We start from the raw sequence: 26,488 nt of genomic DNA on the forward strand, positions 1-26,488 counted from the left end.
GCCGGGAACTGGGGGGAGCCGTGCGGTTCAGCCGTATCGTCGAGGACGTCCTGCGCTTCGAGGACACCTGCCACGTCTATGTACTCCGCCGCGGCCGGGAGGCCGTGCTGATCGACTTCGGGGCGGGGGACGTCCTCGACCACCTCGGTGAGCTCGGCGTCGACCGGGTCACCGACGTGCTGGTCACCCACCACCACCGGGACCAGGTGCAGGGCCTGGCCCGCGCCGCCGGGGCCGGGATCCGGATCTGGGTCCCGCCGGTGGAACGCGAGTTGATCGACGCGGTGGACGAGCACTGGCGCACCCGCCCGCTGGACAACGACTACGACGTCCGGCAGGACCGCTTCTCGCTGCTCGACCAGGTGCCGGTGACCGGCACCGTGGCCGAGTACCGGACGGCCCGGGTCGGCGCGTTCGACGTCCACACCCTGCCGCTGCCCGGGCACACCGTCGGCTCGGTGGGCTATCTGATCGAGATCGGCGGCCGGCGGCTCGCCTTCACCGGGGACCTGATCCACGCCGAGGGCCGGCTGTGGTCGCTGGCCGCCACCCAGTGGGCGTACACCGGGTTCCACCCCAACGCGGGGCTGGAGGGGGCCGCGGCCACCATCCTCTCCTGCCTCCAACTGCTGGAGCACGGACCGGAGTTGCTGCTGCCCTCGCACGGCGAGCCGGTGGCCGACCCGCCCGCGGCGGTGACCCGGCTGCGCTCCCGGCTGCAGGAGCTGATCGACATGCGCCGGGCCTCCCCCTGGGAGCCGGAGCGGATGCTCAGCAGCCCGTGGAAGCCGGTCACCCCGCACCTGCTGCGGAACACCACCAGCATGGCCAACTCCTACGCCCTCCTCTCCGAGCAGGGCACCGCGCTGCTGATCGACTTCGGCTTCGACCTGACCACCGGCCTGGCCGGCGGCCACGACCGCTCCTCCCGCCGCCCGCTGCTCGCCTCGGTCGAGGCGCTGCACCGGGACTACGGCATCGAGCGGGTCGAGGTGGCGCTGCCGACCCACTACCACGACGACCACGTGGCCGGCTTCAACCTGCTGCGCGAGGTGGAGGGCAGCCGGGTGTGGGCGCCCGCGCACATCGCGCCGATCCTGGCCGCGCCCAAGCGCTGGGACCTGCCCTGCCTGTGGTTCGACCCGATCCCGGTGGACCGGGTGCTGCCGGACGAGGGCAGCGTGCGCTGGCGCGAGTACGAGATCGGCGTCCACGAGCTGCCCGGGCACACCCTCTACGCGGCGGCGTACTCCTTCGAGGTGGACGGCCGCCGGGTGATCGCCACCGGCGACCAGCAGAACACCGCCTGGGACCAGCAGGGCGGCCAGCCCGAGCTGCTCAACTACCAGTACCGCAACCGGTTCCGGATCGACGACTTCGTGCGCAGCGCCGAGCTCTACCGGCGGCTGAGACCGGAGCTGATGATCAGCGGCCACTGGTTCCCATACGAGGTGACCGACGGCTATCTGGACATGCTGCTGGCGGAGGGGCAGCGGCTGGCGCGGCTGCACCGGGAGGTGCTGCCGGTGGAGGTGGACTTCGATGCCGAGGGCTTCGGGGCCCGGATCACCCCCTACCGGAGCGTGACGGCCCCCGGCGGCTCGGTGCGGTTCACGGTGGAGGTGCGCAACCCGTTCCGGCGTCCCGAGCCGGCCCGGCTGCGGCTGGTGCTGCCGCCCGGCTGGCGCGCGGACCCGCCCGAGCGGGAGCTGAAGCTGTCGGCGGGGCAGGTGCTGGACGTGGAGTTCGAGGTGCGGATACCGGAGGGGGCGCCCGCTGCCGAACGGGTGCGCCTGGCGGCGGATCTGACGGTGGGCCGGATGGCCTTCGGACAGCAGGCGGAGGCCCTGGTGAGCGTGCGATGAGTGGGACGGTGGAGGCGGCGGCCGGGGCGGCGGAGGGCCGGGCCGGGGCGGCGGAGCCGGGGGTCGGGACGGCGGAGGCCGCGACCGGAGTGGTCGCGGAGTACGCGCCGGACGGCGGGGTGCTGGTCCGGGCGGCCGGCTGGCGGATGGCGGTGCCGACGGACGGAATCACCGCCGAACTGCGCGGCGGCGGGGCGGCCGGAGGGGAGGACGGCTTCCCGGTGCTGCTCCAGCTGCCCGGGGCGTTCGACCGCACCGACCGCACGGACGAGACCCTGGAGGTGCGGCCGCCGGAGCTGGATCTGACCGGCCCGCATCCGATGGTCACGGTGCGGCGGCGCAGCAGCGCCTGGCGCGCGGCGGCGACCAGGATCGAGTGCACGCCCGAAGGCCCGGTGCTCTCCTGGGAGTTGACCGGCGAAGGGGCCCTGGGGCAGGTCCTGCTGGGGGCGGTCAGGGCGGCCCTCGGCGGGCGCGGCGGCGGGCTGCGGCCCAGCGGGCACGACTGGCGGACGCTGTTCTCGCCCAACCCGGGACCGCCCCGCCGGCTCACCCGCGGCGCCGGGGAGAGCGCCGTCATCGGTGCCCACGGCGACGCCCGGCCCGGGCGCGGCCACTGGTTCTTCACCCCGGCGCCGCTCGCCCTCGCGCTGACCGAGGACCGGCTGGACGACTCCGCCGACCCGGCCGCCGAGGCGTCCGCCGACTCCGCCGCCGGGCCCGCCCCGCACGGTTGGTGGACGCTCTCCCTGGGCGCCCCCGTGGCCGAGCTGACCTTCACCGAGCTGGCCTACGTCCCCTCGGACGGCGGCTTCCACCTCTCCCTCGCCTACGAGGGCCACACCCGGGTGGACGGCGTCCACCGCTCTCCGTCGCTGCTCGTCTCGCCCGGCCACCGGGATCCGTACGCCGGGTTGCGGGCCCATCGCGGCTGGCTGGAGCGGAACGGCTGGGCGGCCCGGCCGGGCACCCCCGCCGGCCGGCGGCCGGAGTGGTGGACCGAGCCGATGTTCTGCGGCTGGGGCGCCCAGATGGCCCGCGCCCGGGAGACCGGCCGCCCGGCGCCGCAGCTGAGCACCCGCCGGGAGTACGACGCCCACCTGGACCACCTGGAGCGCCGGGGGCTGGTCCCGGGAACGATCGTCATCGACGACAAATGGCAGGAGGAGTACGGGAGTTGGCGGCCCGACGAGTCGGCCTGGCCGGAGCTGGGGGAGTGGATCGGGCAGCGGCACGCGCGCGGGCAGCGGGTCCTGCTGTGGTGGCGGGCCTGGTCCACCGAGGGGGTGCCGGACGAGTGCTGCGTGCGGACCGCCGACGGCCGTCCGGTGGCCCTGGACCCGGAGCATCCGGAGGGCCGGCGGCTGCTGGCGGAGAACATCCGCCGGATGCTGTCCTCCGCCGGGGACGGCGGCCTGGGCGCTGACGGACTGAAGATCGACTTCACCGCGGACACCCCGACCGGCGAGGGCCTGCGCGGGGCCGGCGACTCCTGGGGCATCGCCCTCCTCCACCGGTACCTGGAGGTGGTCCACCGCGCGGCCAAGGCCGCGAGGCCGGACGCCCTGGTCGTCACCCACACCCCGCACCCCGCGTTCGCCGACGTCAGCGACATGATCCGGCTCAACGACATGCTGCGGCTGGACGACCCGGACCCGTACGCCCCCGTGCTGCCGCAGATGCGGCTGCGGGCCGCGGTCGCCCGCGCGGCCTGCCCGGGGCTGCCGGTGGACACCGACGACTGGTGCCCGCCGGACCGCGAGCAGTGGCGGGCGTACACCGCCGTGAAGGACGAACTCGGCGTCCCCGCCCTCTATCTGAGCACCCATGTGGACCGGACGGGCGAGCCGTTGGAGGAGATCGACTACGCTGCGTTGCGTCGGCTGTGGTCCCGCTGGCGGAGCCGTCCCCGGGGCGGGCCCGACGCGGCGGCGGATGGGGATGACGGAGGGACGGCCTGATGGCGAAGACCGCAGGGGCGCGGACGGCCGGCGCGGGCGGCAGACGGGCGCGGGCGACCCTCCGCGACGTCGCGGAGGCCGCCGGGACCTCTCCCTCCACGGCGTCCCGGGCCCTGGGCGGCCACGGCTACGTCGCCGACCACATCAGGAAGCAGGTGATGGCCGCGGCCGACCGGCTCGGCTACGTCCCCGACGTGTCGGCGCGCACTCTCAAGGGCCGTTCCAGCGGGCTGATCGGGGTGCTGGTCTCGGACCTGCGCAACCAGTTCTACGCCGAGCTGGCGGCCGGGGTGGAGCACGCCCTCTCGGCCGCCGGCTACCAGATGGTGCTGGTCGACGACCACGGGGAGGGCGCCAGGGCGGAGGCCGGCGCGCGGGCCTTCCAGGCCATGCGGGTGGACGGCGTGCTGCTGGCCCCGGTCGGCCGGGAGGCCACCGAGACGCTGGTCGAGCGGGGCATCCCGGTGGCCGAGATGGACCGCCGCTCGGGCGCCCGCGGCTGCGACGCGGTGGCCATCGACAACGAGCAGGGCGCCCGGACGGCCGTGCGGCACCTGATCGAGCTGGGCCATCGGCAGATCGCCATCGTCATCGACGAGACCGACTGGGACACCGGGAAGAACCGCCTCAAGGGCTACCGGGCGGCGCTCCGGGACGCGGGCCTGCCGGTGGTCCGCCGGCATGTGCTGGACCTCGGGCGGGGCGGCGGCGACCCGCGCGCGGGAGTGGCCGCGTTCCTGGCCGCCAACCCCGAGCTGACCGCGGTCTTCGCGGCCAACAACGTGATGGCGGAGATCGTCTGGCAGGAGCTCAGAAGCCGGGGGGCGGCCGTCCCGGGGGACTGCTCGCTGGTCTCCTTCGACGATCTGGCCTGGATGAAGATGGTGGACCCGGGCGTCACCGCGGTCCGCCAGCCGGTCTTCGAGCTGGGCGCCAGGGCGGCCGGGCTGCTCACCGCCCGGGTCGGCCGGGACGGCGCCGGGCGGGCCCAGAGCGAGGTGCTGGAGCCGGAGTTGGTGCTCCGGGGCTCCACCGCACCGCCGCGCAGCTGAGGCGCGGCCGAGGCACGCGCGAGGCAGTCCTGAGGCACGGCCGCGCCTCGGTCGAGGCGCGGCGGGGGCCGGTGGCGCCGGCCTGCCCGCGACTTCACCAGAACTGCTCACCGAGGACCGTTGACGGCTGCGCCCAATGTGGTTACGTTCTCACATGGGATCGATGCCACATCGGGTGGCGCCACCGCTTCCCTCGCCGGCCGGCCACTCGAAGGAGAGAACATGGCGGCACCACCACCCCCGCGCATCCGCCGCAGAGTGACAGGTCTGCTCGCGGCCCTCGCCCTCCTCCCGGCGCTCGCCGCCTGCGGGGCGTCAGCTTCGCGGACAGCTCGCGGTCGACGTTCACCACCATGGGCTTCGGCCTGGGCGACGCCCTGGCCACCGACCGGCTGTCGACCGCCGAGGCGGCGCTCGGCGGCGGCCTCAAGGTCCGGGTCGACCAGGGCGCCTTCGACCCGCAGCAGTTCCTCGCCTCGGTCGCCTCGCACGACGTCCCGGACGTGGTGCACATGGACCGCGCGCTGATCGGGGGCTACGCCGCCCGCGGCGCCCTGGTGCCGCTCACCGACTGCGTCCGGGACGAGCACATCGACCTGTCGAACTACTACCGCCCCGCGATCGCCGAGAGCACCCTCGACGGGACCGTGTACGCCCTGCCCGACTCCTACGACAGCCGGCTGGTGCTGATGGACGACACCGTGCTCAAGGCGGACGGAGTCAGCCCCGGGCAGCTCGACACCGCGGACTGGAACGGCCTGCGGCAGGCCACCGCCAAGCTCGCGCAGAGCAAGGGCGGCAAGCTCACCAGGATCGGCTTCGACCCCAAGATCCCCGAGTTCTTCCCGCTCTGGGCCAAGGCCAACGGCGCCGACCTGATCAGCGCCGACGGCCGCACGGCCGAGCTCAACGACCCCAAGGCGGTCCAGGCGCTGGCCTACGCGGTGGGCCTGGTCAACGAGCAGGGCGGCTGGGCGAAGCTGAAGTCGCTGCGGGACTCCTTCGACCAGTTCGGCTCGGACAACGAGTTCGTCAAGAACCAGGTCGGCGCCTTCCCGATGGAGGACTGGTACGTCAACAGCCTGGCCGGCACCACCCCCAGGATCGACCTGGGGACCTCGGTCTTCCGGGCCCGCGACGGGCAGCCGCTGGACTGGACCTCCGGCTACGGCTGGGCGATCCCCAAGGGCGCCGAGCACCTCAAGGCCGCCTGCACCTTCATCGCCACCATGACCTCCACCAAGGCCTGGGTGCACGCCGCCGAGGCCAAGGCCAAGCAGGTCCGGGACGGCGGCGGCCTCTACACCGGTGACGTCACCGGCAACATCGCCGCCGACCGGATCATCGAGAAGGACGTCTGGAAGCCCACCGGCAAGCCGGCCTTCGACCAGGCCACCCGCACCCTCTACGCCATCGCCCCCAAGGCCTTCGCGGTGCCGGCCAACTCGGCCGGCGAGGAGTTCCAGAACGCCTGGCAGTCGGCGATCAACCGGGTGCTGTCCGGTGAGCAGACCCCGCGGCAGGCACTCGACCAGGCGCAGGCCGAGGCCCAGTCCGCGCTGGACCTCGCCAACGAGGAACGGAGGTGAGGACCGTGACACGGAAGCAGAACGGACCCCGGACCGCCAACCGCAGCGGCCGCCGCCGGGAGACCCTCGCCGCCTACGGCTTCATCTCCCCCTGGCTGATCGGGTTCGTCGTCTTCACGGCCGGACCGATGATCGCCAGCCTGGTGCTCTCCTTCACCGACTACGACGGCATCGGCCATACCCACGGCGTGGGCCTGGACAACTACCGGCAGCTCTTCCAGGACCCCAACGTCGCCAACTCCCTGCTGAACACCCTGGTGTTCACGGTGCTGCGGGTGCCGCTCTCGATGGCTGCGGCGCTGGCGCTGGCCATGCTGCTGCTCAGGGCCGGCCGCGCGTCCGGGTTCTTCCGGACCGTCTTCTACCTGCCGGTGATGACCCCGCCGGTGGCCGTCGGCATCCTCTTCCTGCTGCTCTTCAACGGCAACCAGGGCCTGATCAACCATGTCCTGGGGATGGTGGGCATCCCGGGGCCGTCCTGGACCACGGACAGCGCCTGGGTGAAGCCCGGACTGGTGCTCACCAGCCTCTGGTCGGTCGGCTCGACGGTCATCATCTACCTGGCCGCGCTCCGCAACGTGCCCCAGGAGCTGTACGAGGCGGCCGAGTTGGACGGGGTGGGGCCGTGGAACCGGTTCCGGCACGTCACCCTGCCGCAGATCTCCGGGGCGCTCTTCTTCACCCTGATCGTCAACACCATCGCCTCGCTGCAGACCTTCACCGAGGCCTACACCGCCTTCTTCGGCAGCACCAACTCGCAGACCTACAGCAGCGACGCGGCGCTCTTCTACGTGGTGTACCTCTTCCAGGAGGCCTTCCAGTACATGCACATGGGCTACGCCTCCGCCCTGGCCTGGCTGCTCTTCCTGGTGATCCTCGCGATCACCGCCGTCCAGGCCAAGCTCAGCAAGCGCTTCGTCTACTACGAGGGTGATCCGCGATGACCGAGCTCATGACGCGCCCGGGGGAGGAGGCCGCCGAGGGGCGGCCCGGGTCCGCGGCCGCCGACGGCCGCCGGGGCGCCGCAGGGGCGCCCAGGGCCCGGTCCGGCGGACGCTGCGGATCGTCGCGCTCACCGCCGTCTCGGTGGTCTTCGTCTATCCGTTCCTCTGGCTGATCAGCGCCTCCTTCAAGCCGTCCGCGGACGTCTTCGACAACGCGCTGATCCCGCACACCTGGCAGCTGGGCAACTACGCCGAGATCTGGACCGCGGTCCCGCTGCTCTCCTGGATCTGGAACAGCGTGACGGTCACCCTCGCGGCGGCCGTGACCGTGACGATCAGCAGCGCGCTGGTCGCCTTCGGCTTCGCCTACTTCCGGTTCCCGGGGCGGAACCTCCTCTTCGGCCTGGTCGTCGGCACGATGATGCTGCCGGCCGCGGTGACCATGGTCCCGCAGTACCTGATCTGGAACCAGCTCCACCTGGCGAGCAGCCAGGTCCCGCTCTGGGCGCCGAACCTGTTCGGCAGCGCCTTCTACATCTTCCTGCTGCGGCAGTTCTTCCTCGGCCTGCCCCGGGAGGTCTTCGAGGCGGCCCGGGTGGACGGCGCCGGGTACTGGCGGCTGTTCTGGCGGATCGCCGCGCCGCTCTGCCGGCCCGCCCTCGTCGTCACCTTCATGTTCGAGGTGCAGGCCTCCTGGACCGACCTGGTCCGGCCGCTGATCTACCTGCGCGACCCCGCGCTGTTCACCGTGCCGCGCGGACTCAAGGCGGTGCTCGACCAGTTCGGCGACGGCGGGGAGATGCGCTGGGAGATCGTCGCCGCGGCCAGCGTGGTCGTCACCCTGCCGATGATCATCGCCTTCTTCGTCTGCCAGCGGCAGTTCACCCAGGGCATCGCCACCACCGGAAGCAAGGGCTGACCGACCCATGACTCCCACGTCCCCCCGTACGACGCTCCGTCAGGACGCCCCCGCCGGGCGCTCGGTGCTCGCGCTGGACATCGGCGGCACCAAGCTCGCCGCCGGGGTGGTGCGGGACGACGGCGCCGTGCTGTCGTTCCGGACCGTCCCCACCCGGGTCCAGGAGGGCCCCGAGGCGGCCCTCGCGCGGCTGTTCACCCTCGGCCGCGAGGCCCTGCGGGCGGCCGGCGCGGACGCCGCGGACCCGGCCGACACCGCCGGCCCGTACGGCTCGCTGCTCGGCTGCGGCATCGGCTGCGGCGGCCCGCTGGACTCGGCGACCGGCACCCTGATCGCCCCGCCGCACCTCCCCGGCTGGCTGGACATCCCGATCGCCGGGCTGGCGCGCCGGGAGTACGGCCTGCCGGCCGTGCTGGACAACGACGGCACGGCGGGGGCCGCCGGCGAATGGCGGTTCGGCGCCGGCCGCGGCACCCGCCACCTGGTCTATCTCACGGTGTCCACCGGCATCGGCGGCGGCGTGGTGATCGACGGCCGCACCTACCGGGGCGCGGCAGGCAACGGCGGCGAGCCCGGGCACATCACCGTCCGCACCGGCGGCCGGCCCTGCCGCAGCTGCGGCCGGCGCGGCTGCCTGGAGGCCTACGCCTCCGGTACCTCGATCGCCGAGCGGGCCAGGGAGGCCGTCCGCGAGGAGACCGCGGCCGGGCACTGGACGGCGCTCGCCGAGCACCCCGCCGAGGAACTGGGCGCGGCCGACGTCGCCCGGGCCGCCCTGGACGGCGACGCCCTCGCCGTCCGGCTGTGGCGGGAGACCACCGAGCTCCTCGGCGACGGGCTGACCTCGATCGTCAACCTCTACGAGCCCGAGGTGCTGGTCCTCGGCGGCGGGGTGACCCGCTCCGGCGACCAACTCCTGCTTCCGGTACGGGAGTCGGTGGCGCGCCAGGCGATGGCCCCGGCCGCCGCCGCATGCCGGGTGGTGCTCGCCACCGGCGGGGACCGGGCCGGGGTGCTGGGCGCCGCCGCGATCGCCTTCGAACGGCTGACGGCGGGCCGGGACTCCGCCGAGGCGGCCGTGCCGGCGCCGCTATGAACCGAGGCCGCCCCCGACGATCCCGACGATCCCGACGCCTCCGACGACCCAGACGCCCCCGACGACCACCAGTGAACGAAAGCCTCAGGAGCACGATGTCAGCGTCCCCGACGGACCTTCCGGCCCCGCCGCGCCCCGCCGACCAGATCGCCGAACACGTCGCCGCCGCCCAGCGGCTGTCCGAGCTGCTGCCGGCCCTGCGGGCCGTCGGCGAGCGGCTGATCGAGGTGTACCGGGGCGGCGGCCGGCTCTACACCTTCGGCAACGGCGGCAGCGCGGCCGACGCCCAGCACCTGGCCGGCGAGCTGATCGGCCGCTATCTGCGGGAGCGCCGGCCGCTCCCCGCGGTCTCGCTGGTCACCGATCCCTCCGTGGTCTCCTGCATCGGCAACGACTACTCCTACGACGAGGTCTTCGCCCGCCAGGTGGAGGCGCTGGCCGGGCCCGGCGACATGGTCGCGGCCTTCACCACCTCCGGCCGCTCGGAGAACGTCGTCCGCGGGCTGGCCGAGGCCCGCAGGCGCGGGGCCGCCACCGTCCTCTTCGCCGGCGGCGACCGGGGCGGGATGCCCGCCGCCGCGCACGCCGACCAGGTGCTGCTGGCGCCCGCGAACACCACCGCGCGCATCCAGGAGATGCACCTCACCCTCCTCCACCTGCTCAGCGAGCAGGTCGACGCCTGGGCGGCGGGCGCCGCCGCCAGGACCGCCACCGAGACCCACCGGACCCACCACCACGCCGAGCGGCGGGAGACAGCCAAGTGACCAGCCCAGTCCACCCCGCGTCCCGAGAGCGCACCCTCCACCTCGTCGGCAACGCCCACATCGACCCCGTGTGGCTCTGGCGCTGGCCGGAGGGCCTGCAGGAGATCCGGGCCACCTTCCAGTCCGCCGTCGACCGCATGGAGGAGTACCCCGACTTCGTGTTCACCTGCGACTCCGTGATGTACCTGGAGTGGATCGAGCAGCACGACCCGGAGCTCTTCGCCACCATCCGCAAGCGGGTCGCCGAGGGCCGCTGGCAGATCGTCGGCGGCTGGTGGATCGAGCCGGACTGCAACATCCCCTCCGGCGAGTCCTTCGTCCGCCAGGCGCTGTACGGCCAGCGGTACCTGCTGGACCGGTTCGGCGCCGCCGCCACCGTCGGCTGCAACCTCGACCCCTTCGGGCACAACGCGACCATCCCGCAGCTGCTCCGCAAGTCCGGGATGGACGGCTACATCTTCCTCCGTCCCGGTCCCCACGAGCAGGTGCTGCCGGGCCAGTTCTTCCACTGGGAGGCCCCGGACGGCTCCCGGGTGCTCGCCTACCGGCTGCCCAACGAGTACTGCACCCCCGGCAGCGACATCGGCGGCCATCTGGACAAGTCGCTGGCGGTGATGCCGCCGGACGAGCCCGAGCTGATGGTCTTCTACGGGGTCGGCAACCACGGCGGCGGCCCGACCAAGGCCAACCTGGACTCGATCGCCCGGCTGGACGCCCTCGGCGGGCTGCCCAAGCTCGAACTCAGCCACCCCGAGCGGTTCTTCGACCGGATCCGGGACCGCGAGGACGTCCCCGTCCACGCGGGCGAGCTCCAGCACCACGGCCCCGGCTGCTACTCCGCCCACTCCGGCGTCAAGGCCTGGAACCGGCGGGCCGAGAACGACCTCCAGCGGGCCGAGAAGTGGGCCTCGGTGGCGGCGGCGACCGCCGGCGAGGCGTACCCGCGGGAGAAGCTGACCGAGGCCTGGAAGCTGGTGCTCTTCAACCAGTTCCACGACATCCTGGCCGGCACCTCGCTGCGGTCCGCCTACGAGGACGCCCGGGACGACTACGGGCGGGCCCGCTCGATCGCCGCCGAGGTCTTCAACCGGGCCGTGCAGGCGGTCGCCCGGCGGATCGACATACCCCTGCGGGACGGCACCGTCCCGCTGGTCGTCTTCAACCCCCACCCGTGGGCGCTGGAGCAGGACGTCGAGGTGGAGTTCGGGCAGGCGGCCGCGGTCCGGCTGACGGACGATCAGGACCGGCCGGTCGCCGTCCAGCTGACCCGTTCCGAGGCCACCGTCAACGGCAACCGCGGGCGGCTGGCCTTCCGGGCGAGCGTGCCGCCGCTCGGCCACCGGGTCTACCACCTGCTGCCCGGCGCGGACGCGTCGGCCGAGGGCCCGGTCACGGCGACCGCCGACACCCTGGAGAACGAGCACCTGCGGCTGCGGGTGGACCCGGCGACCGGCTGGCTCTCCTCGCTGGTCGACAAGGCCACCGGGGAGGAGCTGATCCCGGCCGACCCCGGCCCGCACGCCGTGGTCGTGGACGACGCCAGCGACACCTGGGGCCACCGGATCCGCGCCTACGACAAGGCCGTCGGCGCCTTCGGGGCCACCCGGGTACGGCTGGTGGAGTCCGGCCCGGTCCGGGCCGTGCTGCGGATCGAGAGCCGGTACGGGAACTCGGCGATGGCCGAGGAACTGGTGCTCTCGGCGGGCGCCCGGCACGTCGAGGTGCGCACCGCCGTCGACTGGCACGAGAAGCTCAAGCTGCTCAAGCTCCGCTTCCCCACCGCGCTGGAGGAGGTCACCGCCACCCACGAGATCCCCTACGGCCATCTGGAGCGCACCCCCGACGGCACCGAGGAGCCCACCCAGGCCTGGGTGGACGTCACCGGTACCCTCCCCGGCGGCGGCCGGGCCGGGCTGACCGTGGTCAACGACAGCAAGCACGGCCACGACGTGACCGGCGGCGAGATCGGCATGACCGCCCTGCGCAGCCCCGTCTACGCCTGGCACGAGCCCAAGGTGCTGGACGAGGACGGCGTCTACGACCACCTCGACCAGGGCCGCCAGGAGTTCCGCTACCTCCTGCTGCCGCACGGCGCCGACTGGCGGGCGGCGGACCCGGCCCGGCGGGCGGCCGAGCTCAACCAGCCGTCCTTCGCGCTGCTGGAGACCTTCCACGCCGGCCCGATCGCCCAGCGCGCGGCCAACGCCGACGACGGCGCAGGCAGTGTGCTGGTCACCGTGGTCAAGGGCGACGAGGACGACTCGGGCGACGTGATCGTCCGCGGCTACGAGTCGCAGGGGACGGCCACCCGGGCGCGGATCGCGCTGCCGATGCTCGGCGAGGGCCGGGTGATCGAGGCGGAGTTCGGCGCCCACGAGATCAAGACCTTCCGGGTGCCGGCCGACCCCGCCGCCCCGGTCGTCGAGACCGACCTGCTGGAGCTGCCGTCCAGCACCGCCGCCGCGGTGGCGGCGGGGCCGGCCGGGGAAGGGGCCTGACGCCGGTGCGGACGGACGACGACGGCGTGCTGGACGACGGCTGGGAGCTGCGCGGCTGCCTCGGGGACACCTGGCGCTGGCTGTGCGGCCCCGACCGCCCGGCGGGGGAGCCCGGCTGGTTCCCGGCCCGGGTCCCCGGCTCGGTCCTGGACGACCTCCGCCGGGCCGGCGAGGTCCCCGACCCGTACACGGGCACAGGCAGCCTCCTCGCCGAGTGGGTGCCGCAGCGTGCCTGGGTGCATCGCCGCCCGCTGCGGCTGCCCGCGCTCGGCGCCGGGCAGCGCGCGCTGCTCCGCTTCGAGGGGGTCGACCACGAGGCGACCGTCCTCGTCGACGGGCACGAACTCGCCCACCACGAGGGGATGTTCGTCCCCTTCGAGGTGGACGTCAGCCGGTACGCGGACGGCGGCGAGCACCTCCTCGCGGTGGTCGTCTACCCGGCCCCGGCCAACGAGCCGCAGGTCGGCAGGACCGACCGGGTGCGGGTGCACAAGGCGCGGATGAACTACGGCTGGGACTTCTGCCCGCGGATGGTCCACCAGGGCATCTGGCAGCCGGTCCGGCTGGAGGTCGCCGGCCCGGTGCGGCTGCGGGACGCCGTGGTCGGGGCGCGTCCCGACGAGGACGGGCGGCGGGGGACGATCACGGTGGAGGCCGCGCTGGAGGCGGCGGAGCCGGGCGAACTGCGGATCGCCGTCCGCGCACCTGACGGCGCCGCCGTCGCCTCGGCGGTGCTGCCGTTCTCCCCGACGCGCGGCCGGCTGTCCGTCGAACTCGCCGTCCCGGAGCCGGAGTTGTGGTGGCCCAACGGGCACGGGCGGCAGCCGCTCTACACCGTGGAGACCGGGGTCGTGGACCGGGACGGGCGTCGGTCCGGCCGGCCGGTGGTCCGCAGCACCGGCTTCCGCCGGGTGCGGCTGGTGGCCAACCCCGGCGCCCCGGCCGACGCCCTGCCGTACACGCTGGAGGTCAACGGCCGCCGGCTGTACGCCAAGGGCTGGAACTGGGTGCCGCAGGACGCCCTCTACGGCGTCCCCCGGCCGGAGCGGCTGGACCATCTCCTCGGCCTGGCCGCCGAGGCCGGGGTGAACCTGCTGCGGGTGTGGGGCGGCGGGCTGATCGAGACCGAGGAGTTCTACCGGCGCTGCGACCGGCTCGGGCTGCTGGTCTGGCAGGAGTTCAGCCTCTCCAGCTCGGGGATCGACAGCGTGCCGGCGGAGGACGCCGGATACCTGGACCTGATGGAGCGCGAGGCCCGGACGATCGTCCCGGCGCTGCGCCACCACCCGGCGCTGGCCGTCTGGGGCCCCGGCAACGAGCTCCACCACACCGCCACCGCCACCCCGCTGGACGAGTCCTCCTCGCCGGTGATCGACCGGCTGGCGAGGACCGTCGCCGCCCTCGACCCGGACCGCTGCTGGCTGCCCGGCTCGCCCTCCGGCGGGGACTTCCTCAACATCCGGGAGAACCTGGCCGCGGCCCCGGAACGGCAGCACGACGTCCACGGCCCCTGGGAGCACCAGGGCCTCGGCGCCCACCAGGAGCTCTACGACGCGGGGAACTGCCTGCTGCACTCCGAGTTCGGCGTGGAGGGGATGGCCAACCGGCGTACCTGGGAGGCCGTGGTGCCGGCCGGGCGCGGCTGGCCGACCGGCCGGGACAACCCGCTGATGGAGCACCTGGGCGCCTGGTGGAACAACACCCCGCTGGTGGCGGAGGTCTTCGGCGGGCGCCTGGACGGCGTGGACCTGATGCGCAGGGCCAGCCAGCAGCTCCAGTACGACGGGCTGCGGTACGCGGTGGAGGCCAATCTGCGGCGGGCGCCGCGCTCCGGCGGGGCGATTCCCTGGCAGTTCAACGAGCCCTTCCCGAACGCCTGGTGCACCGCCGCCGTCGACCACCGGGGCGACCCCAAACCGGCGTACCACGGGGTGCGGCGGGCGTATCGGGAGAACCACGTCTGCGCCGGGTTCGGGACCCAGGCCTGGGCCGGGCGGGACCGGTTCGAGGCGCGGGTGCGCTGCTGGGGGCCGGCCGTCGACGAGGGCGGCGGCCGGGCCGTGGCCCGGGTGGTGGCGCTGGACGGGACGGTGGTGGCGGAGAGCCGGACGGGCGTCCTCGCGATGCCCGTGGCGGAGCTGCCCGGACCGCTGTTCCTGCTGGACCTCGAACTCCGCTCGGCGGACGGGGTGTCGGTTGCGGCGAACCGCTACGTCCACAGCGCCGGGCCGGACCTCGCCGGGTATCTGGACCTGCCCCCGGCCGAGATCGCGGCGGAGTGGTCGGCGGACCGCGGCGTCCTGCGGCTCGCCCACACCGGGGGCCCGGCGGCCCTCGGCCTCTACCTCACCGACGCCCGGCCGATCGGGGCCCCCGGCTGGGCGGTCTTCGGCGACAACATGCTCGATCTGCTGCCCGGGGAGTCCGTCGAGGTGCCGGTCGCCTGGCGGAACGCACCCGACGAGGGCCGCGCCGTACTGCTGGAAGGGTGGAACACCGATGCCCGGCTCCTCGACTGAGGCCCTGGTACTCCGCAAGGAGAGCGAGGGGCGGCTCGAACTGCCGTACCTGGTCGGCCTGCTGGACGCCGCAGGGAACTGCCGGGGGATACCCGCGGCGGAGGTCGTCGGCGAGACCGGCGGGGAGCTCTCCGCCGCCGGGCGGGCCCACGGCTTCCGGGCGGAGCTGCGGCTGACCCGCGATCCGGCCCTGCCGGCCGCCTCCTACCGCGGCGAACTCACCGTACGCAACGAGGGACCGGCGGCGGTCGAGGCCGGTCTGCGGGTGGAGCTGCGGCTCGGCGCCGGGGACGATCCCGGCTGGCTGATCCCCGGCGCCTTCTACGGTGAGAACCGGCGCGCCGACTGCGCCCGCCCCTACCCGCGGTTCGCCCGCGGCCGGGCCGCCGCCGAGGCCGACCCGACCGGGCTGACCGCCGAGGCCTGGTCCTTCCGCGCCGACCGCTGCGCCACCCCCGCCGTCTTCGCCCGCGACCGGCGCGGCGGGGCCGCCCTGGCGATCGGCGAGTGGGGCCCGCTGGGCGAGCAGGGCGTCGGCTTCGCCGTGCTGCCCGACCCCGAGGGCGAGCGGCCGGTGCTGCGGCTGCACGCGCCCTACCGCGAGGAACCGGTCTCCTACTACGGCTCGGGCAGCCCCCGCCCGGCCGAGGCTCCGCTGCACCGCTGGCAGCCGGGGGAGGAGCGGGTACTGCGGTTCACCCTCCATCCGCTGAGCGCCGATCCGCACGCCTACCCGCCCGTGCTGCGCGGCCTCCACCAGGCCGAACCGGCCGCCGCCGAGGGCCCCGCCGCCTGGATGGGCCTCGACGAGGCCGCCGAGCTCTCCGCCGAGGGGTTGCACCGCTGGCACTACCGCAGCGACCCGCCCGTGCTGCTGGAGACCGCCGCCTTCGACCGGGAGGCCCTGGGCGAGCGCGGGGACCGGCAGGCCATGCACGTCTCCTGGGTCAGCGGGGTGCCCTACGCCCATGCCCTGCTGCTGCACGCCCGGCGGGTCGGCGACCACGAGCAGGCGGCGGCCGGGGCCGCGGTGATCGACCACATCTGCGCCAACCTGGCGCCCGGCGGCACCTTCTGGGGCCAGTGGTCGCGCACCGGCGGCTGGTCGGCGGGGTGGACCGGGGACAGCGGACGGCTGCACGCCCGCACCCTGGGCGACGCCACCCTGTTCACCCTGCGGGCCCTGGTCGCCGAACGGGCCCTGGGGCACTGCCACCCGGAGTGGGAGGCCGCCGTTCGGTCCAACCTGGCGGTGGCGCTGGCCGGGCAGGACCCGGAGACGGGGCGGCTGGCCGCCGCCCACCGGGTGGACACCGGGGAGCCGATCGACCACGAGGGGGCCGCGGGGCTGGCCTGGGTGGGCGCGCTGGTGGAGGCGGCCGGGGCGCTCGGCGAGCCGGCCTATCTGGCGGCGGCCCGGCGGGCGGGCGCGGCCTTCGCGGCGGACCTCCGCTCGGAGTTCCTGTGCGGGGCGCCGGAGGACGTCTCGCTCGCCCCGACCTCCGAGGACGGCTACAACGCGATCATCGCGTACACCCTGCTGCACGAGGCCGGCGATCCGGACGGGGTCTGGCTGGATCTCGCCCGGCGGGCCGCCGACTGGACCCTGACCTTCCGCTACACCTACGACGTCCGCTTCCCCGAGCACACCCTGCTGGCCCGCTACGGCTTCCGCACCCGCGGGGCCGACCAGGCCTCGCCGTCCAACCAGCACCTCCACGACTTCGGGCTGATCTGCCTGCCCGAGGCGGTGCGGCTGGCCCGCCGGCTCCGCGACCCGTACCTGCTGCGCTCGGTGCGGGAGAACCTGGACTGCTTCCGGCAGTTCGTGGCCCGCGCGGACGGCGACTTCAACGCCTACCGGGGGATGGTCAGCGAGCGCTTCTACCAGACCGAGTGCTTCCAGGCGAAGGGGATGCTGCTGACCCTCTCCCACGCCTGGTCCGCCGGCGTGCTGCTGTACGCCTGCGAACACGCCCGCGAACTGCCGGAATTCCAGGAGGAGTTGTGAGTACCGAAGCCGAGTCGCCGCGGTTCCCCGAGGGGTTCCGCTGGGGCACCTCCACCTCGGCGTACCAGGTCGAGGGCGCGGTGGACGCCGACGGCAGGGGCGAGTCGATCTGGGACCGGTTCTGCCGGCGGCCCGGGGCGATCGAGAACGGCGACACCGGGGAGGTGGCCGCCGACCAGTACCGGCGCCGGGACGAGGACCTCGCCCTGATGGCCGAACTCGGCACCAACGCCCACCGGTTCTCCCTGGCCTGGCCGCGGATCCTGCCGGAGGGCGGCGGCCGGATCGAGAAGCGCGGCCTCGACCACTACGACCGGTTCATCGACGGCCTGCTGGAGCGCGGGATCACCCCGCTGCCCACCCTCTACCACTGGGACCTGCCGCAGGCCCTGGAGGACCGCGGCGGCTGGCGGAACCGGGACACCGCCCACCGCTTCGCCGAGTACGCAGCGGTCTGCTTCGACGCCTTCGGCGACCGGGTGCGGGACTGGATCACCATCAACGAGCCGTGGATCGTCGGCCTCCTCGGCCACCAGCTCGGGCTGCACGCGCCCGGCGAGAAGGACCTGCGGTCCTCGGTCACGGTGATGCACCACCTGCTGCTGGCCCACGGCCTGGCCGTGGGCGAGCTGCGGGCGGAGGCGCGGCGTCCGGACGCCCGGGCGGGCATCGCCTACAGCCTCTTCCCGCACACCCCCGCCGACCCGGGGAGCGCCGCCGACCGGGCGGCCGCCCACGCCTCGGACGGCTACGTCAACCGCTGGTTCCTGGACCCCGTGCACGGCAGGGGCTACCCGGCGGACATGCGGGCTCACTGGGAGGGCGTGGTCGGCGAGCTGGACTTCGTCCAGGACGGCGACCTCGACACCATCGCCGCGGGCAGCGACTTCATCGGCGTCAACTACTACACCCGGCGGATCGTCAGCGCCCGGCCCGGCGACGGGCCCTGGCCCTGGAAGGTCGAGCCCGGCCGGGACGAGGTCGAGCGCACCGACCTGGGCTGGGAGATCGTCCCCGACGACCTCACCGCGCTGCTGCTGCGGCTGCACCGGGACTACCCGGGCGTGCCGCTGATGATCACCGAGAACGGCGCCATCTACGGCGACGAGCCGGGCGAGGACGGCGAGGTCCACGACACCCGGCGGATCGCCTTCCTCCACTCCCACCTGTCCGCCGTCCACCGGGCGATGGCGGAGGGCGCGCCGGTGGAGGGCTACTACCACTGGTCGCTGATCGACAACTTCGAGTGGGCGATGGGCTACTGGCCCCGCTTCGGGCTGGTCCACCTGGACCGCGAGACCCAGCGGCGGACCGTCAAGGACAGCGGGCGGTGGTACGCGCGGGTGGCCGGGTCGGGCGTCCTCCCGCCGGCGGCGGGGACGCCGTGACCACCGGCCGTACCGTCCTGCTGCCCGGCGGGCGGCTGCCGGTGGCCGGCGAGGCGGACGCGGTGGTCGCGGGCGCCGGGCCGGCCGGCGTCGCCGCCGCGCTGCGGCTGGCCGGGGCGGGACGGCGGGTGCTCCTCCTCGACGAGGGGTACGCCCCCGGTTCCGAGCTGACCGACGCCGGGCGGCCCTGGCTGACCGTCCCGCCCGAAGATTCGGCCGCCGCCGGACTGCTGGGGCCGCTGCTGGACGGCCGCCCGGCGGGGCAGCGGCTCGCCCTCCGCCCGGCCGCGCTGAAGCTCCGCCTGGAGGACGCCCTGCTGGCCGCCGGGGTCCGGCTGCTCTACGGGACCCGGGTGCTGGAGCCCTGCCCGGAGGGCCTCCTGGTCGCCGACGCGGCCGGGCGCCGGGCGGTGCGCTGCGCCGCAGTGCTCGACGCGACCCCGCGCTTCGTCGACGAGGCCGAACCCGCGGTCTGGAGCGTCGAGTTCGACGGGGCCGCGGCCGACGCCCGGACGGCCTCCGGGCATCGGTCGGCCGAGGGCCTGGCCCTCCACGACGGCTACCGCGGCCCAGGACACCTCTATGCGCTGGCCGCCGTGCGCGGCGGCCGCCGGGCCGCGCTGCGGCGGGTCGCGCGGCTGCTGCGCGAGCACCCGGCGTTCGCCGGGGCGGTGCTCGGCGCCGTGGGCACCCGCCCGCTGGCCGCGGGGTACGGGGCCGGGGCGGACGCCCAACCGGGCAGTGGGCCGGTCGGTGGGCCGGCCGGATGGCGGCTGCCGCCCCCGCCGCCGGCCCTCTGCGCCGACGGACCGCTCCTCGACGTGGCGGAGGCGGTGGAGGCCGGACGGCGTGCGGCCGGGCGCCTGCTGACGGCGGCGGCCCTTCCGGCCGGAACCCCCGGTGCGGCGCCGCCGGCCGTCGGGGACCGTCCGCTGCCCTGCGAGGACTTCGAGGTGCTGGTGGTCGGGGGCGGGACCAGCGGGGCCTCCGCCGCCCTGGCGGCGGCCGCGCAGGGCGCGCGGACGGTGCTGGTGGAGTCAGGGCCGGGCCCCGGCGGCACCGGTACCTACGGCGGCGTCCACAGCTACTGGTTCGGGCGCCGGGAGGGGCGGGCCGCCGCCGTCCAGGACGCGACCCGCCGCACCCACCGGGCGCTCGGGCTGCGCAGAGGCGGAGCCGGGTCCTGGAACATCGAGGCCAAGTCGCTCGCCCTGCACGAGGAGCTGGCCGAGCACGGGGTGGAACTCCGGTACGGCGCCCGGGCGTTCGCGGTGCTGGCGGAGACCGGGGGCGACCGTCCGGGTGTCCGCGGCGCCTTCGTCACCGGGCCCGACGGCCGCGCCTACGCCCTCGCCGCCGACGTGGTCGTGGACGCCACCGGCGAGGCCGACCTCGCCGCCTGGGCGGGGCCCCGGTCGCCGACGGCGCCGAGCTCACCCACAGCCGGATGTGGTCCTCGCTCGCCCAGTTCGACACCCCGGCCACCACCCGCAACAACTTCGGCGGGCTCGCCGACCTGACCGACCCGGCGGACGCCACCCGCGCGGTGCTCGCCGCCCGCCGCCGCAGCCCGGACCGGCACGACCACGGCCGGCAGCCGGTCACCCGGGAGGGCCGGCACCTCCTCGGCGAGGTCGTCCTCACCCTCACCGACCAGCTCACCCACCGGAGTTGGCCGGACACCGTGGCCGTCCACTTCTCCAACCACGACCTCAAGGGCAAGGGCGAGGCGCTGTGGCCGCACCTCGGCCTCATCCCGCCGAACCTGGAGGTCGCCGTCCCCTACCGGGCCCTGCTGCCGCGCGGCGTGGACGGGCTCCTGGTCACCGGGAAGGCGCTGTCCGCCACCCACGACGCCCTCCCCGCCCTGCGGATGCAGGCCGACCTGGAGAACCTGGGCGCGATCACCGGACTGGCCGCCTCGCTCTGCGTCCGCGGCGGCCTCCGGCCTCGCGACCTCGACCCGGCCGTACTGCGGAAGCTGATCGCGGAGACGGCGCCGCCCGGCCTGCTGCCCGACTACGACCCGGGTGACGCCGCCGCGAGTCCGCTGGAACTGCCCGCCGCCCTCCGGGAGGTGCAGCGGCGGCTGCCCCTCCACAGCTACTCCGACATGGGGCGACGCCAGGTCTTCCGGGGCCGGGTCCCCTTCGTCGACCTGGTGCTCGACCCCGGGCCGGAGACCACGGAGGCGCTGCTCCGCGCGCTGCCCGGGGCCGCCGGCCCGGCGCGGCTCGTCCTCGCCCAGATCCTGGTCTGCCGGGGCGAACCGGCCGGCGCCGACCTGCTGGTCGGGCATCTCACCGCCGTCCTCGCCGGACCCGCGCTGCCGCCCCGGGACAGCGGCATCCGGGAGGCCCAGCTCCCGCCGGACCAGGCGGCCATGCCGGCCCCCGTCTACCTCCTCCACACCCTCGCCCTGGCCCGCGACCCCCGTGCCGTGTCGCTGTGGGAGCGGGTGGGCACGCTGGTGGAGGTGACCGAGGACTCCCTGCGCGATCCGCTGGCCGGCACCTTCTACTGGGTCGAGGCGGTGGCCGCGGGCGCCGAGCGCCTCGGCGACCCGGCCGCCCTCCCCGTCCTCCGCGCGCTCCGCTCCCGCCCCGCCCTCCAGGCCCAGTGGCGGCACAGCGGTGTCGAGGCGGACGACTTCCAGGAGCGCCGCGCCATACTGGAACTCGCCCTGGCCCGGGCCATCGCCCAGTGCGGCGGCGAGGACGGGGTGGCGGCCCTGGCCGCGTACGCCGCCGACAACCGCGCCCCGCTGGCCGCGCAGGCGCGGACCCGGTTGCGGTTGCTCCGCGAGGCAGGCGGCGCTGCCGCCGTCGCCTGCCCTTCCGCCCGTCCGCTGCCCTGGTCCGCCGATCCCTACCGGGCCGACCTGCCACCGGGGTTCGTCCCCGGGCGGCGTCCGGCGTGGACGGGGCCGGAGTCGGAGTCGGGGCCGGAGGTGGGCGAGTGACCGCGCGCGCTCCTCTGCTCGCCGGGCTGGACATCGGCACCACCCATGTGAAGGCCCTCCTCTGCGAGCCTTCGGGCGAGGTCGTCGCCCGCGCCAAGTCGCCTACCCCGTACGGTGGTTCGCCGCACACCCACCCGGCTGACGCCCTGCTGTCCGCGGCCTTCCGGGCCCTCGCGGACTGCCTGCGGGCGGTCGACGGCCGCCTCCCTGCCGCCCTCGGGGTGACCGGGATGGCCGAGGCCGGCGTTCCGCTGGACGCCGACGGGCGGCCGATCGGCCCGGTCCGCGCCTGGTCCGACCCGGCGCCTGCGGCCCACGCCGCCCGCCTGGCCGGGGCCTTCGGCCGGGCCGGGCTGCACGCCCGTACCGGGGTGCTGCCCAGCGCCAAGGTGCCGCTGGCCAAGTGGTGCGCGCTGGCCGCCGAGGAGCCGGGCCTCCTTGCCCGGATGCGCAGCTGGGCCGGCGCCGCCGACCTGGTCGTCCACGCGCTGACCGGGGAGGTGGCCACCGACGCCACCTTCGCCCAGCGCACTATGGCCTGGGACCCGGTGGAGGCCCGATGGCTGCCGGAACTGCTGCGCGAGGCGGGCGGTCTGACGCCCGACCGGCTGCCCCGGGTCTGCGCCCCAGGCCAGCCGGCCGGCCGGGTCACCGCACAGGCCGCGGGCGGGACCGGGCTGCGCGCCGGGACGCCGGTGGTCGTCGCGGGCCACGACCACCTGGTCGGCGCCTGGGCGGCGGGGGTGCGCGGGCCCGGCGAGGTGGCCGACTCGATGGGCACCGCGGAAGCCGTCCTCACCGTCACCGCCGAGCCGCCGGACCGCGCACCGGCCGCCGCCGAGGGGATGTCCTGGGGCCGGTCCGCGGACGGCGCCGGCTATGTCGTCCTCGCCGGGGCGGCCAGCTCCGGGCTGCTGGTGGAGTGGTTCTGCGACCGCTTCCTCGGCGCCGTCCGGGGCGAGGAGCGGTACGCCGAGTTCATCCGGCTGGTCGAGTCGCTGCCGGCGGACGTCCCCTGCGGGCCGGTGGTCGCCCCGTACGCCAACGGCCGCAGCGCGCCGAGACCGGACCCCTCGGCCCGACTCGCGGTCCACGACATGGAGTTGGCGCACGGGCCCGAGCACCTCGCCCGCGCGATCCTGGAAGGCACCGCCCACCACGCCCGCTGGATGACCGACACCCAGTCCCGGCTGTGCGGGGCCGCCGCCCCGCGCTCGGTCACCCTCCTCGGCGGCTCGACCCGGCTGCGCGCCTGGACCGCGCTGAAGGCGGCGATAGGCCCGTGGCCGACCCGGGTCTGCGCGGAGCCAGAGGCCGCCGCTCTCGGCGCGGCCCTGCTGGCCGGCGCCGCCGCCACCGGCGGGCCCGGGGCCGCCGACCCCTCTGTCCCTTCTGTCCCTTCCGCCCCGGCCGCGCCCAGCACCGGGCTGCGCCCGTCCGCCGAGGCCGCCGCCGCCCATCGCGCCCACCACACCGAGCGCTTCCTGCCACTGGTGGCGCCGAGATCCACCCCCGACACCCGGCCACCCCGACCTGGAGCAGCACACCCATGACCAGTACCACCGCCCCCGTCCGCCTCGCCGGCGGCTCCGTCGCTCCTGCGGCCCTCGCCCGGCCGGGGACCGGGACCTTCGCCATGGTCGCCGCCGACCAGCGGGACTCGCTGCGCACGATGATGGCGGAGCGCGCGGGCGTCCCCGGCTCCGCGATCCCGGACGACCGCCTCACCGCGTTCAAGACCGCCGTGGCCCGCGAACTCGGCCCGTACGCCTCGGCGCTGCTGATCGACCGGCGGTACGGCTACCGCCGCCTGATCGACGACCGGGTGCTGCCCGCCGGCTGCGCCCCGATCCTCGCCGTCGACGTCCTCGACCAGCGGCCCGGGGGACCCGTCGAGGACACCGCGCTGGAGGCGGACGTCGACACCGCCGCCGTCGTCCGGGACGGCACCCGCGGGCTGAAGCTGCTGGTCATCTGGCGCCGGGACGGCCGCAGGGAGCAGCGGATCGCACTCGCCTCCCGGTTCGTCGAGCTGTGCCGCACGGCCGGCCTGGCCTCCGTGCTCGAACCGGTGGCCCGGGCCACCCCGGAGGAGGAGCGGGCCGGGACCTTCGCGCTGAACGACGCCATCGTCGAGGCCGCCCGCGAACTCGCCCCGCTGCGGCCCTCGTTGTACAAGTGCCAGGTGCCGGACGGCGGGGTCGGCGGCCTGGACCGCCTCACCGCGCAGGCGGCCAGGATCGACGAGGTGGTGGACGTGCCCTGGGTGGTGCTCTCGCAGGGCGTCGCCGCCGGGGACTTCCCGACCGCCGTGGAGGCCGCCTGCCGGGCCGGCGCCTCCGGTTTCCTCGCCGGGCGGGCGCTGTGGACCGACGCCCTCACCGGCGACCGGGACGCCGCCCTGCGCGGGCCCAGCGCCGAACGCCTGCGCCGGCTCGGCGAGATCGTGGACGCCCACGGCCGCCCGTGGTGGGACGCCGCCGCCGCCCGCGCGGGGGACACCGCCGGCGCGGGGAAAGCCACCGCCGGCGCGGGGGAGGCCTCCGCATGAGCGCGGCGGACACCTCCGGCCCCCGGGTCTGCGTCCTCCACACGGTGGCCGCCCTCCCGGCCGTCTTCGACCCCCTGCTGCGCGAACTCGCGCCGCGGGCCCGGCCGTACCACGTGGTGGACGAGAGCCTGCTGGCCGACACCGTGGCGTACGGGCCGCTGCCGCGCACGGCCGCCCGCCTGGCCGGCTACGTCCAGCACGCCGAGGCGGCGGGCGCCGACGCCGTCCTGGTGACCTGCTCCTCGATCGGGCCGGCCGCCGAGCTGGCCCGCCCGCTGGCCGGGATCCCGGTGCTGCGGATCGACCAGCCGATGGCCGAGGAGGCCGTCCGCACCGGCCGCCGGATCGCCGTCCTGGCCACCCTGGACTCCACCCTCGCCCCCACCGCGGACCTGATCCGGCGGGCGGCCGGGAGCCTGGGCGCCGGCCTCACCCTCACCACCACCACCTGCCCGGGCGCCTACGAGGCCCGTACCGGGGGCGATCCCGCCCGCCACGACGAGCTGATCGCCGAGGAGGCGCGGCGGCTGGCCGCGGGCCACGACGTGCTGGTGCTCGCCCAGGCCTCGATGGCCGGCGCGCTGGCCGCGCTGCCCGCCGACGCGCTCGGCGGTGTGCCGGTACTGACCTCGCCCCGCTCGGGCACGGCCCAACTCGCAGCCCTGGAAGGGAAGTGGAGCCGCACATGACCTCCGCAGCAGCAGAATGGTGGCGTTCCGCCGTCGTCTACCAGATCTACGTCCGCAGCTTCGCCGACTCCGACGGCGACGGGGTGGGGGACCTGCCGGGGATCACCGCCCGCCTCCCGCATGTGGCCGAACTCGGCGCCGACGCCGTCTGGTTGACGCCCTTCTACCCCTCCCCGATGGCGGACGGCGGCTACGACGTCGCCGACTACCGGGACGTCGACCCGGCCTTCGGCACCCTGGACGACATCGATGCCCTCCTCGCCCGCGCCCACGAGCTTGGCCTGCGGGTCATCATCGACATCGTCCCCAACCACACCTCCGACCGGCACGCCTGGTTCCAGGAGGCGCTGGCCTCCCCGCCCGGCAGCCCGGCCCGCGCCCGCTACGTCTTCCGCGACGGCCGGGACGGCGGGGCGGCGCCGCCCAGCGACTGGCAGTCGGTCTTCGGCGGCCCGGCCTGGCGGCGCGTCGACTCCAGCGCCGACGACGGCCAGTGGTACCTCCACCTGTTCGACGCCGGGCAGCCCGACCTGGACTGGTCGCATCCGGAGGTGGTCGCCGAGTTCCACGCGGTCCTCCGGTTCTGGCTGGACCGCGGGGTGGACGGCTTCCGCTTCGACGTCGCCCACGGCATGGCCAAGGACCTCGCCGAGCCGCTGCGCGACCTCGGCCCGGACCAGGTCCACCACGGCTTCGTCGGCGAGGGCTGGGAGGGCCGGCACCCCTTCTGGGACCGTGAGGAGGTGCACGAGGTGCTGCGCGGCTTCCGCAAGGTGACGGACGCCTACCAGCCGCCGCGCACCACCGTCGCCGAGTCCTGGGCCGCCCTCGACCGGCGCGAGCGCTACGTCCGCCCGGACGAGCTCCACCAGGCCTTCAACTTCGACTTCCTGAACACCGACTGGGACGCCCGCTCGCTGCGCGCCACCATCGACCGCTCCTACGCCCTGGCCGGCGCCGTCGGCTCGACGCCCACCTGGGTGCTCTCCAACCACGACGTGATCCGGCACGCCTCCCGGCTCGCGCTGCCCCCGGGCGCGGACTCCGAGCGGTGGCTGCTCTCCGGCGGCACCGAGCCCGCCCTCGACCCGGCCGCCGCCGCCCGGCGGGCCCGCGCCGCCGCCCTGCTCCTCCTCGCCCTGCCCGGCGGGGCCTACCTCTACCAGGGCGAGGAACTCGGCCTCCCCGAGGTGGCCGACCTTCCCGAGGAGGTTCTCCAGGACCCCGTCCACCGCCGCTCCGGCGGCGCCCGCAAGGGCCGCGACGGCTGCCGCGTCCCGCTGCCGTGGACCCGCGGCGGGCCCTCCCTCGGCTTCGGCCCGGGCCCGGCCTGGCTCCCCCAGCCGGAGTCCTTCGCCGACCTCTCTGTCGAGGCCCAGCACCAGGACCCGGCCAGCACCCTCAGCCTCTACCGCACCGCCCTCGCCCTCCGCCGCGAACTCCTCCCGGCCGGAGCCGAGGTCCGCTGGCACAGCCCGGCGGACGCGGCCGACCGGGTGGACTTCACGGCCGGCGGCCTCCGCTGCGTGGTCAACCTCTCCTCCCGGCCGGTACCGCTGCCGGACGCCGCGGAACCGGTGCTCACCAGCCGCGCCCTGACGGCGGGCGGCCGCGGCCTGCCGCCGGACGGCGCGGCCTGGCTGCGGGCCGGGGCGGATCCGGGCCCGCGCGGATAGCGGC

General features: G+C 75.4%; 18 protein-coding genes. All 18 read left to right on the plus strand.

Features of this window, described 5'->3' with window-relative positions:
* Positions 1 to 20 precede the first annotated feature (20 nt).
* The gene (locus BS73_RS31190; RefSeq protein ID WP_037577733.1) at positions 21 to 1,865 is read left to right on the plus strand and encodes an MBL fold metallo-hydrolase; all 1,845 of its coding nucleotides are present in this window, start codon (positions 21 to 23) and stop codon (positions 1,863 to 1,865) included.
* Positions 1,862 to 3,826, plus strand: a complete 1,965-nt coding sequence (locus tag BS73_RS37920; RefSeq protein WP_152617789.1) for an alpha-amylase family protein — start codon at positions 1,862 to 1,864, stop codon at positions 3,824 to 3,826. The genes BS73_RS31190 and BS73_RS37920 overlap by 4 nt, the downstream gene beginning before the upstream one ends.
* Complete coding sequence (locus BS73_RS31200) at positions 3,826 to 4,878, plus strand: LacI family DNA-binding transcriptional regulator (RefSeq protein ID WP_037577734.1); 1,053 nt, start codon at positions 3,826 to 3,828, stop codon at positions 4,876 to 4,878. Before BS73_RS37920 ends, BS73_RS31200 begins: the two co-directional genes overlap by 1 nt.
* Positions 4,879 to 5,231: 353 nt before the next feature.
* Positions 5,232 to 6,467, plus strand: coding sequence for an extracellular solute-binding protein (locus tag BS73_RS31205; RefSeq protein ID WP_051941194.1), 1,236 nt, complete (start codon positions 5,232 to 5,234; stop codon positions 6,465 to 6,467).
* Between the two features lie 5 nt (positions 6,468 to 6,472).
* Positions 6,473 to 7,411, plus strand: a complete 939-nt coding sequence (locus BS73_RS31210; RefSeq protein WP_051941620.1) for a carbohydrate ABC transporter permease — start codon at positions 6,473 to 6,475, stop codon at positions 7,409 to 7,411.
* Entirely contained in the window at positions 7,398 to 8,330 is a 933-nt protein-coding gene (locus BS73_RS31215; RefSeq protein ID WP_200886744.1) for a carbohydrate ABC transporter permease, read from the plus strand. The genes BS73_RS31210 and BS73_RS31215 overlap by 14 nt, the downstream gene beginning before the upstream one ends.
* A 7-nt stretch (positions 8,331 to 8,337) precedes the next feature.
* Positions 8,338 to 9,426 carry an ROK family protein gene (locus BS73_RS31220; protein ID WP_051941195.1) on the plus strand — a complete coding sequence of 363 codons (1,089 nt, stop codon included), beginning with the start codon at positions 8,338 to 8,340 and terminating at the stop codon, positions 9,424 to 9,426.
* Positions 9,427 to 9,521: 95 nt separating this feature from the next.
* The gene (locus BS73_RS31225; protein WP_063837102.1) at positions 9,522 to 10,190 is read left to right on the plus strand and encodes a D-sedoheptulose-7-phosphate isomerase; all 669 of its coding nucleotides are present in this window, start codon (positions 9,522 to 9,524) and stop codon (positions 10,188 to 10,190) included.
* Positions 10,187 to 12,688: an alpha-mannosidase gene (locus BS73_RS31230; protein ID WP_051941196.1), complete on the plus strand. Its 2,502-nt coding sequence runs from the start codon at positions 10,187 to 10,189 to the stop codon at positions 12,686 to 12,688. Before BS73_RS31225 ends, BS73_RS31230 begins: the two co-directional genes overlap by 4 nt.
* A 5-nt stretch (positions 12,689 to 12,693) precedes the next feature.
* A complete protein-coding gene (locus BS73_RS38495) occupies positions 12,694 to 15,207 on the plus strand; it encodes a glycoside hydrolase family 2 protein (RefSeq protein WP_051941197.1) in 2,514 nt (837 codons plus the stop codon).
* Positions 15,188 to 17,218 (plus strand): hypothetical protein, encoded by a 2,031-nt coding sequence (locus BS73_RS31240; RefSeq protein ID WP_084704494.1) that lies wholly within the window; start codon positions 15,188 to 15,190, stop codon positions 17,216 to 17,218. Before BS73_RS38495 ends, BS73_RS31240 begins: the two co-directional genes overlap by 20 nt.
* Complete coding sequence (locus BS73_RS31245; protein WP_037577735.1) at positions 17,215 to 18,606, plus strand: GH1 family beta-glucosidase; 1,392 nt, start codon at positions 17,215 to 17,217, stop codon at positions 18,604 to 18,606. The genes BS73_RS31240 and BS73_RS31245 overlap by 4 nt, the downstream gene beginning before the upstream one ends.
* On the plus strand, positions 18,603 to 20,126 hold the full coding sequence (locus BS73_RS31250; protein WP_161789724.1) for an FAD-dependent oxidoreductase: 1,524 nt from the start codon (positions 18,603 to 18,605) through the stop codon (positions 20,124 to 20,126). Before BS73_RS31245 ends, BS73_RS31250 begins: the two co-directional genes overlap by 4 nt.
* Positions 20,054 to 21,568 carry an FAD-dependent oxidoreductase gene (locus BS73_RS31255; protein ID WP_037577737.1) on the plus strand — a complete coding sequence of 505 codons (1,515 nt, stop codon included), beginning with the start codon at positions 20,054 to 20,056 and terminating at the stop codon, positions 21,566 to 21,568. The genes BS73_RS31250 and BS73_RS31255 overlap by 73 nt, the downstream gene beginning before the upstream one ends.
* On the plus strand, positions 21,565 to 23,121 hold the full coding sequence (locus tag BS73_RS37925; protein ID WP_051941198.1) for an FGGY-family carbohydrate kinase: 1,557 nt from the start codon (positions 21,565 to 21,567) through the stop codon (positions 23,119 to 23,121). The genes BS73_RS31255 and BS73_RS37925 overlap by 4 nt, the downstream gene beginning before the upstream one ends.
* Positions 23,118 to 24,119, plus strand: coding sequence for a hypothetical protein (locus BS73_RS31265; protein WP_063837103.1), 1,002 nt, complete (start codon positions 23,118 to 23,120; stop codon positions 24,117 to 24,119). Before BS73_RS37925 ends, BS73_RS31265 begins: the two co-directional genes overlap by 4 nt.
* Positions 24,116 to 24,808 (plus strand): aspartate/glutamate racemase family protein, encoded by a 693-nt coding sequence (locus tag BS73_RS31270; RefSeq protein ID WP_037577738.1) that lies wholly within the window; start codon positions 24,116 to 24,118, stop codon positions 24,806 to 24,808. The genes BS73_RS31265 and BS73_RS31270 overlap by 4 nt, the downstream gene beginning before the upstream one ends.
* Entirely contained in the window at positions 24,805 to 26,484 is a 1,680-nt protein-coding gene (locus BS73_RS31275) for a glycoside hydrolase family 13 protein (RefSeq protein WP_051941199.1), read from the plus strand. Before BS73_RS31270 ends, BS73_RS31275 begins: the two co-directional genes overlap by 4 nt.
* Positions 26,485 to 26,488 lie beyond the last annotated feature (4 nt).

The organism is Phaeacidiphilus oryzae TH49, assembly GCF_000744815.1.
Classification (GTDB): Bacteria; Actinomycetota; Actinomycetes; order Streptomycetales; family Streptomycetaceae; genus Phaeacidiphilus; species Phaeacidiphilus oryzae.

Bases quoted from the DNA above. Each gene is read 5' to 3' on its own strand.
- BS73_RS31265 (WP_063837103.1), top strand. From the start codon at position 23,118: ATGACCAGTACCACCGCCCCCGTCCGCCTCGCCGGCGGCTCCGTCGCT.
- BS73_RS31225 (WP_063837102.1), top strand. From the start codon at position 9,522: ATGTCAGCGTCCCCGACGGACCTTCCGGCCCCGCCGCGCCCCGCCGAC.
- BS73_RS31270 (WP_037577738.1), top strand. From the start codon at position 24,116: ATGAGCGCGGCGGACACCTCCGGCCCCCGGGTCTGCGTCCTCCACACG.
- BS73_RS31240 (WP_084704494.1), top strand. From the start codon at position 15,188: ATGCCCGGCTCCTCGACTGAGGCCCTGGTACTCCGCAAGGAGAGCGAG.
- BS73_RS31200 (WP_037577734.1), top strand. From the start codon at position 3,826: ATGGCGAAGACCGCAGGGGCGCGGACGGCCGGCGCGGGCGGCAGACGG.
- BS73_RS31255 (WP_037577737.1), top strand. From the start codon at position 20,054: ATGTGGTCCTCGCTCGCCCAGTTCGACACCCCGGCCACCACCCGCAAC.
- BS73_RS31275 (WP_051941199.1), top strand. From the start codon at position 24,805: ATGACCTCCGCAGCAGCAGAATGGTGGCGTTCCGCCGTCGTCTACCAG.
- BS73_RS37920 (WP_152617789.1), top strand. From the start codon at position 1,862: ATGAGTGGGACGGTGGAGGCGGCGGCCGGGGCGGCGGAGGGCCGGGCC.
- BS73_RS31220 (WP_051941195.1), top strand. From the start codon at position 8,338: ATGACTCCCACGTCCCCCCGTACGACGCTCCGTCAGGACGCCCCCGCC.
- BS73_RS31205 (WP_051941194.1), top strand. From the start codon at position 5,232: ATGGGCTTCGGCCTGGGCGACGCCCTGGCCACCGACCGGCTGTCGACC.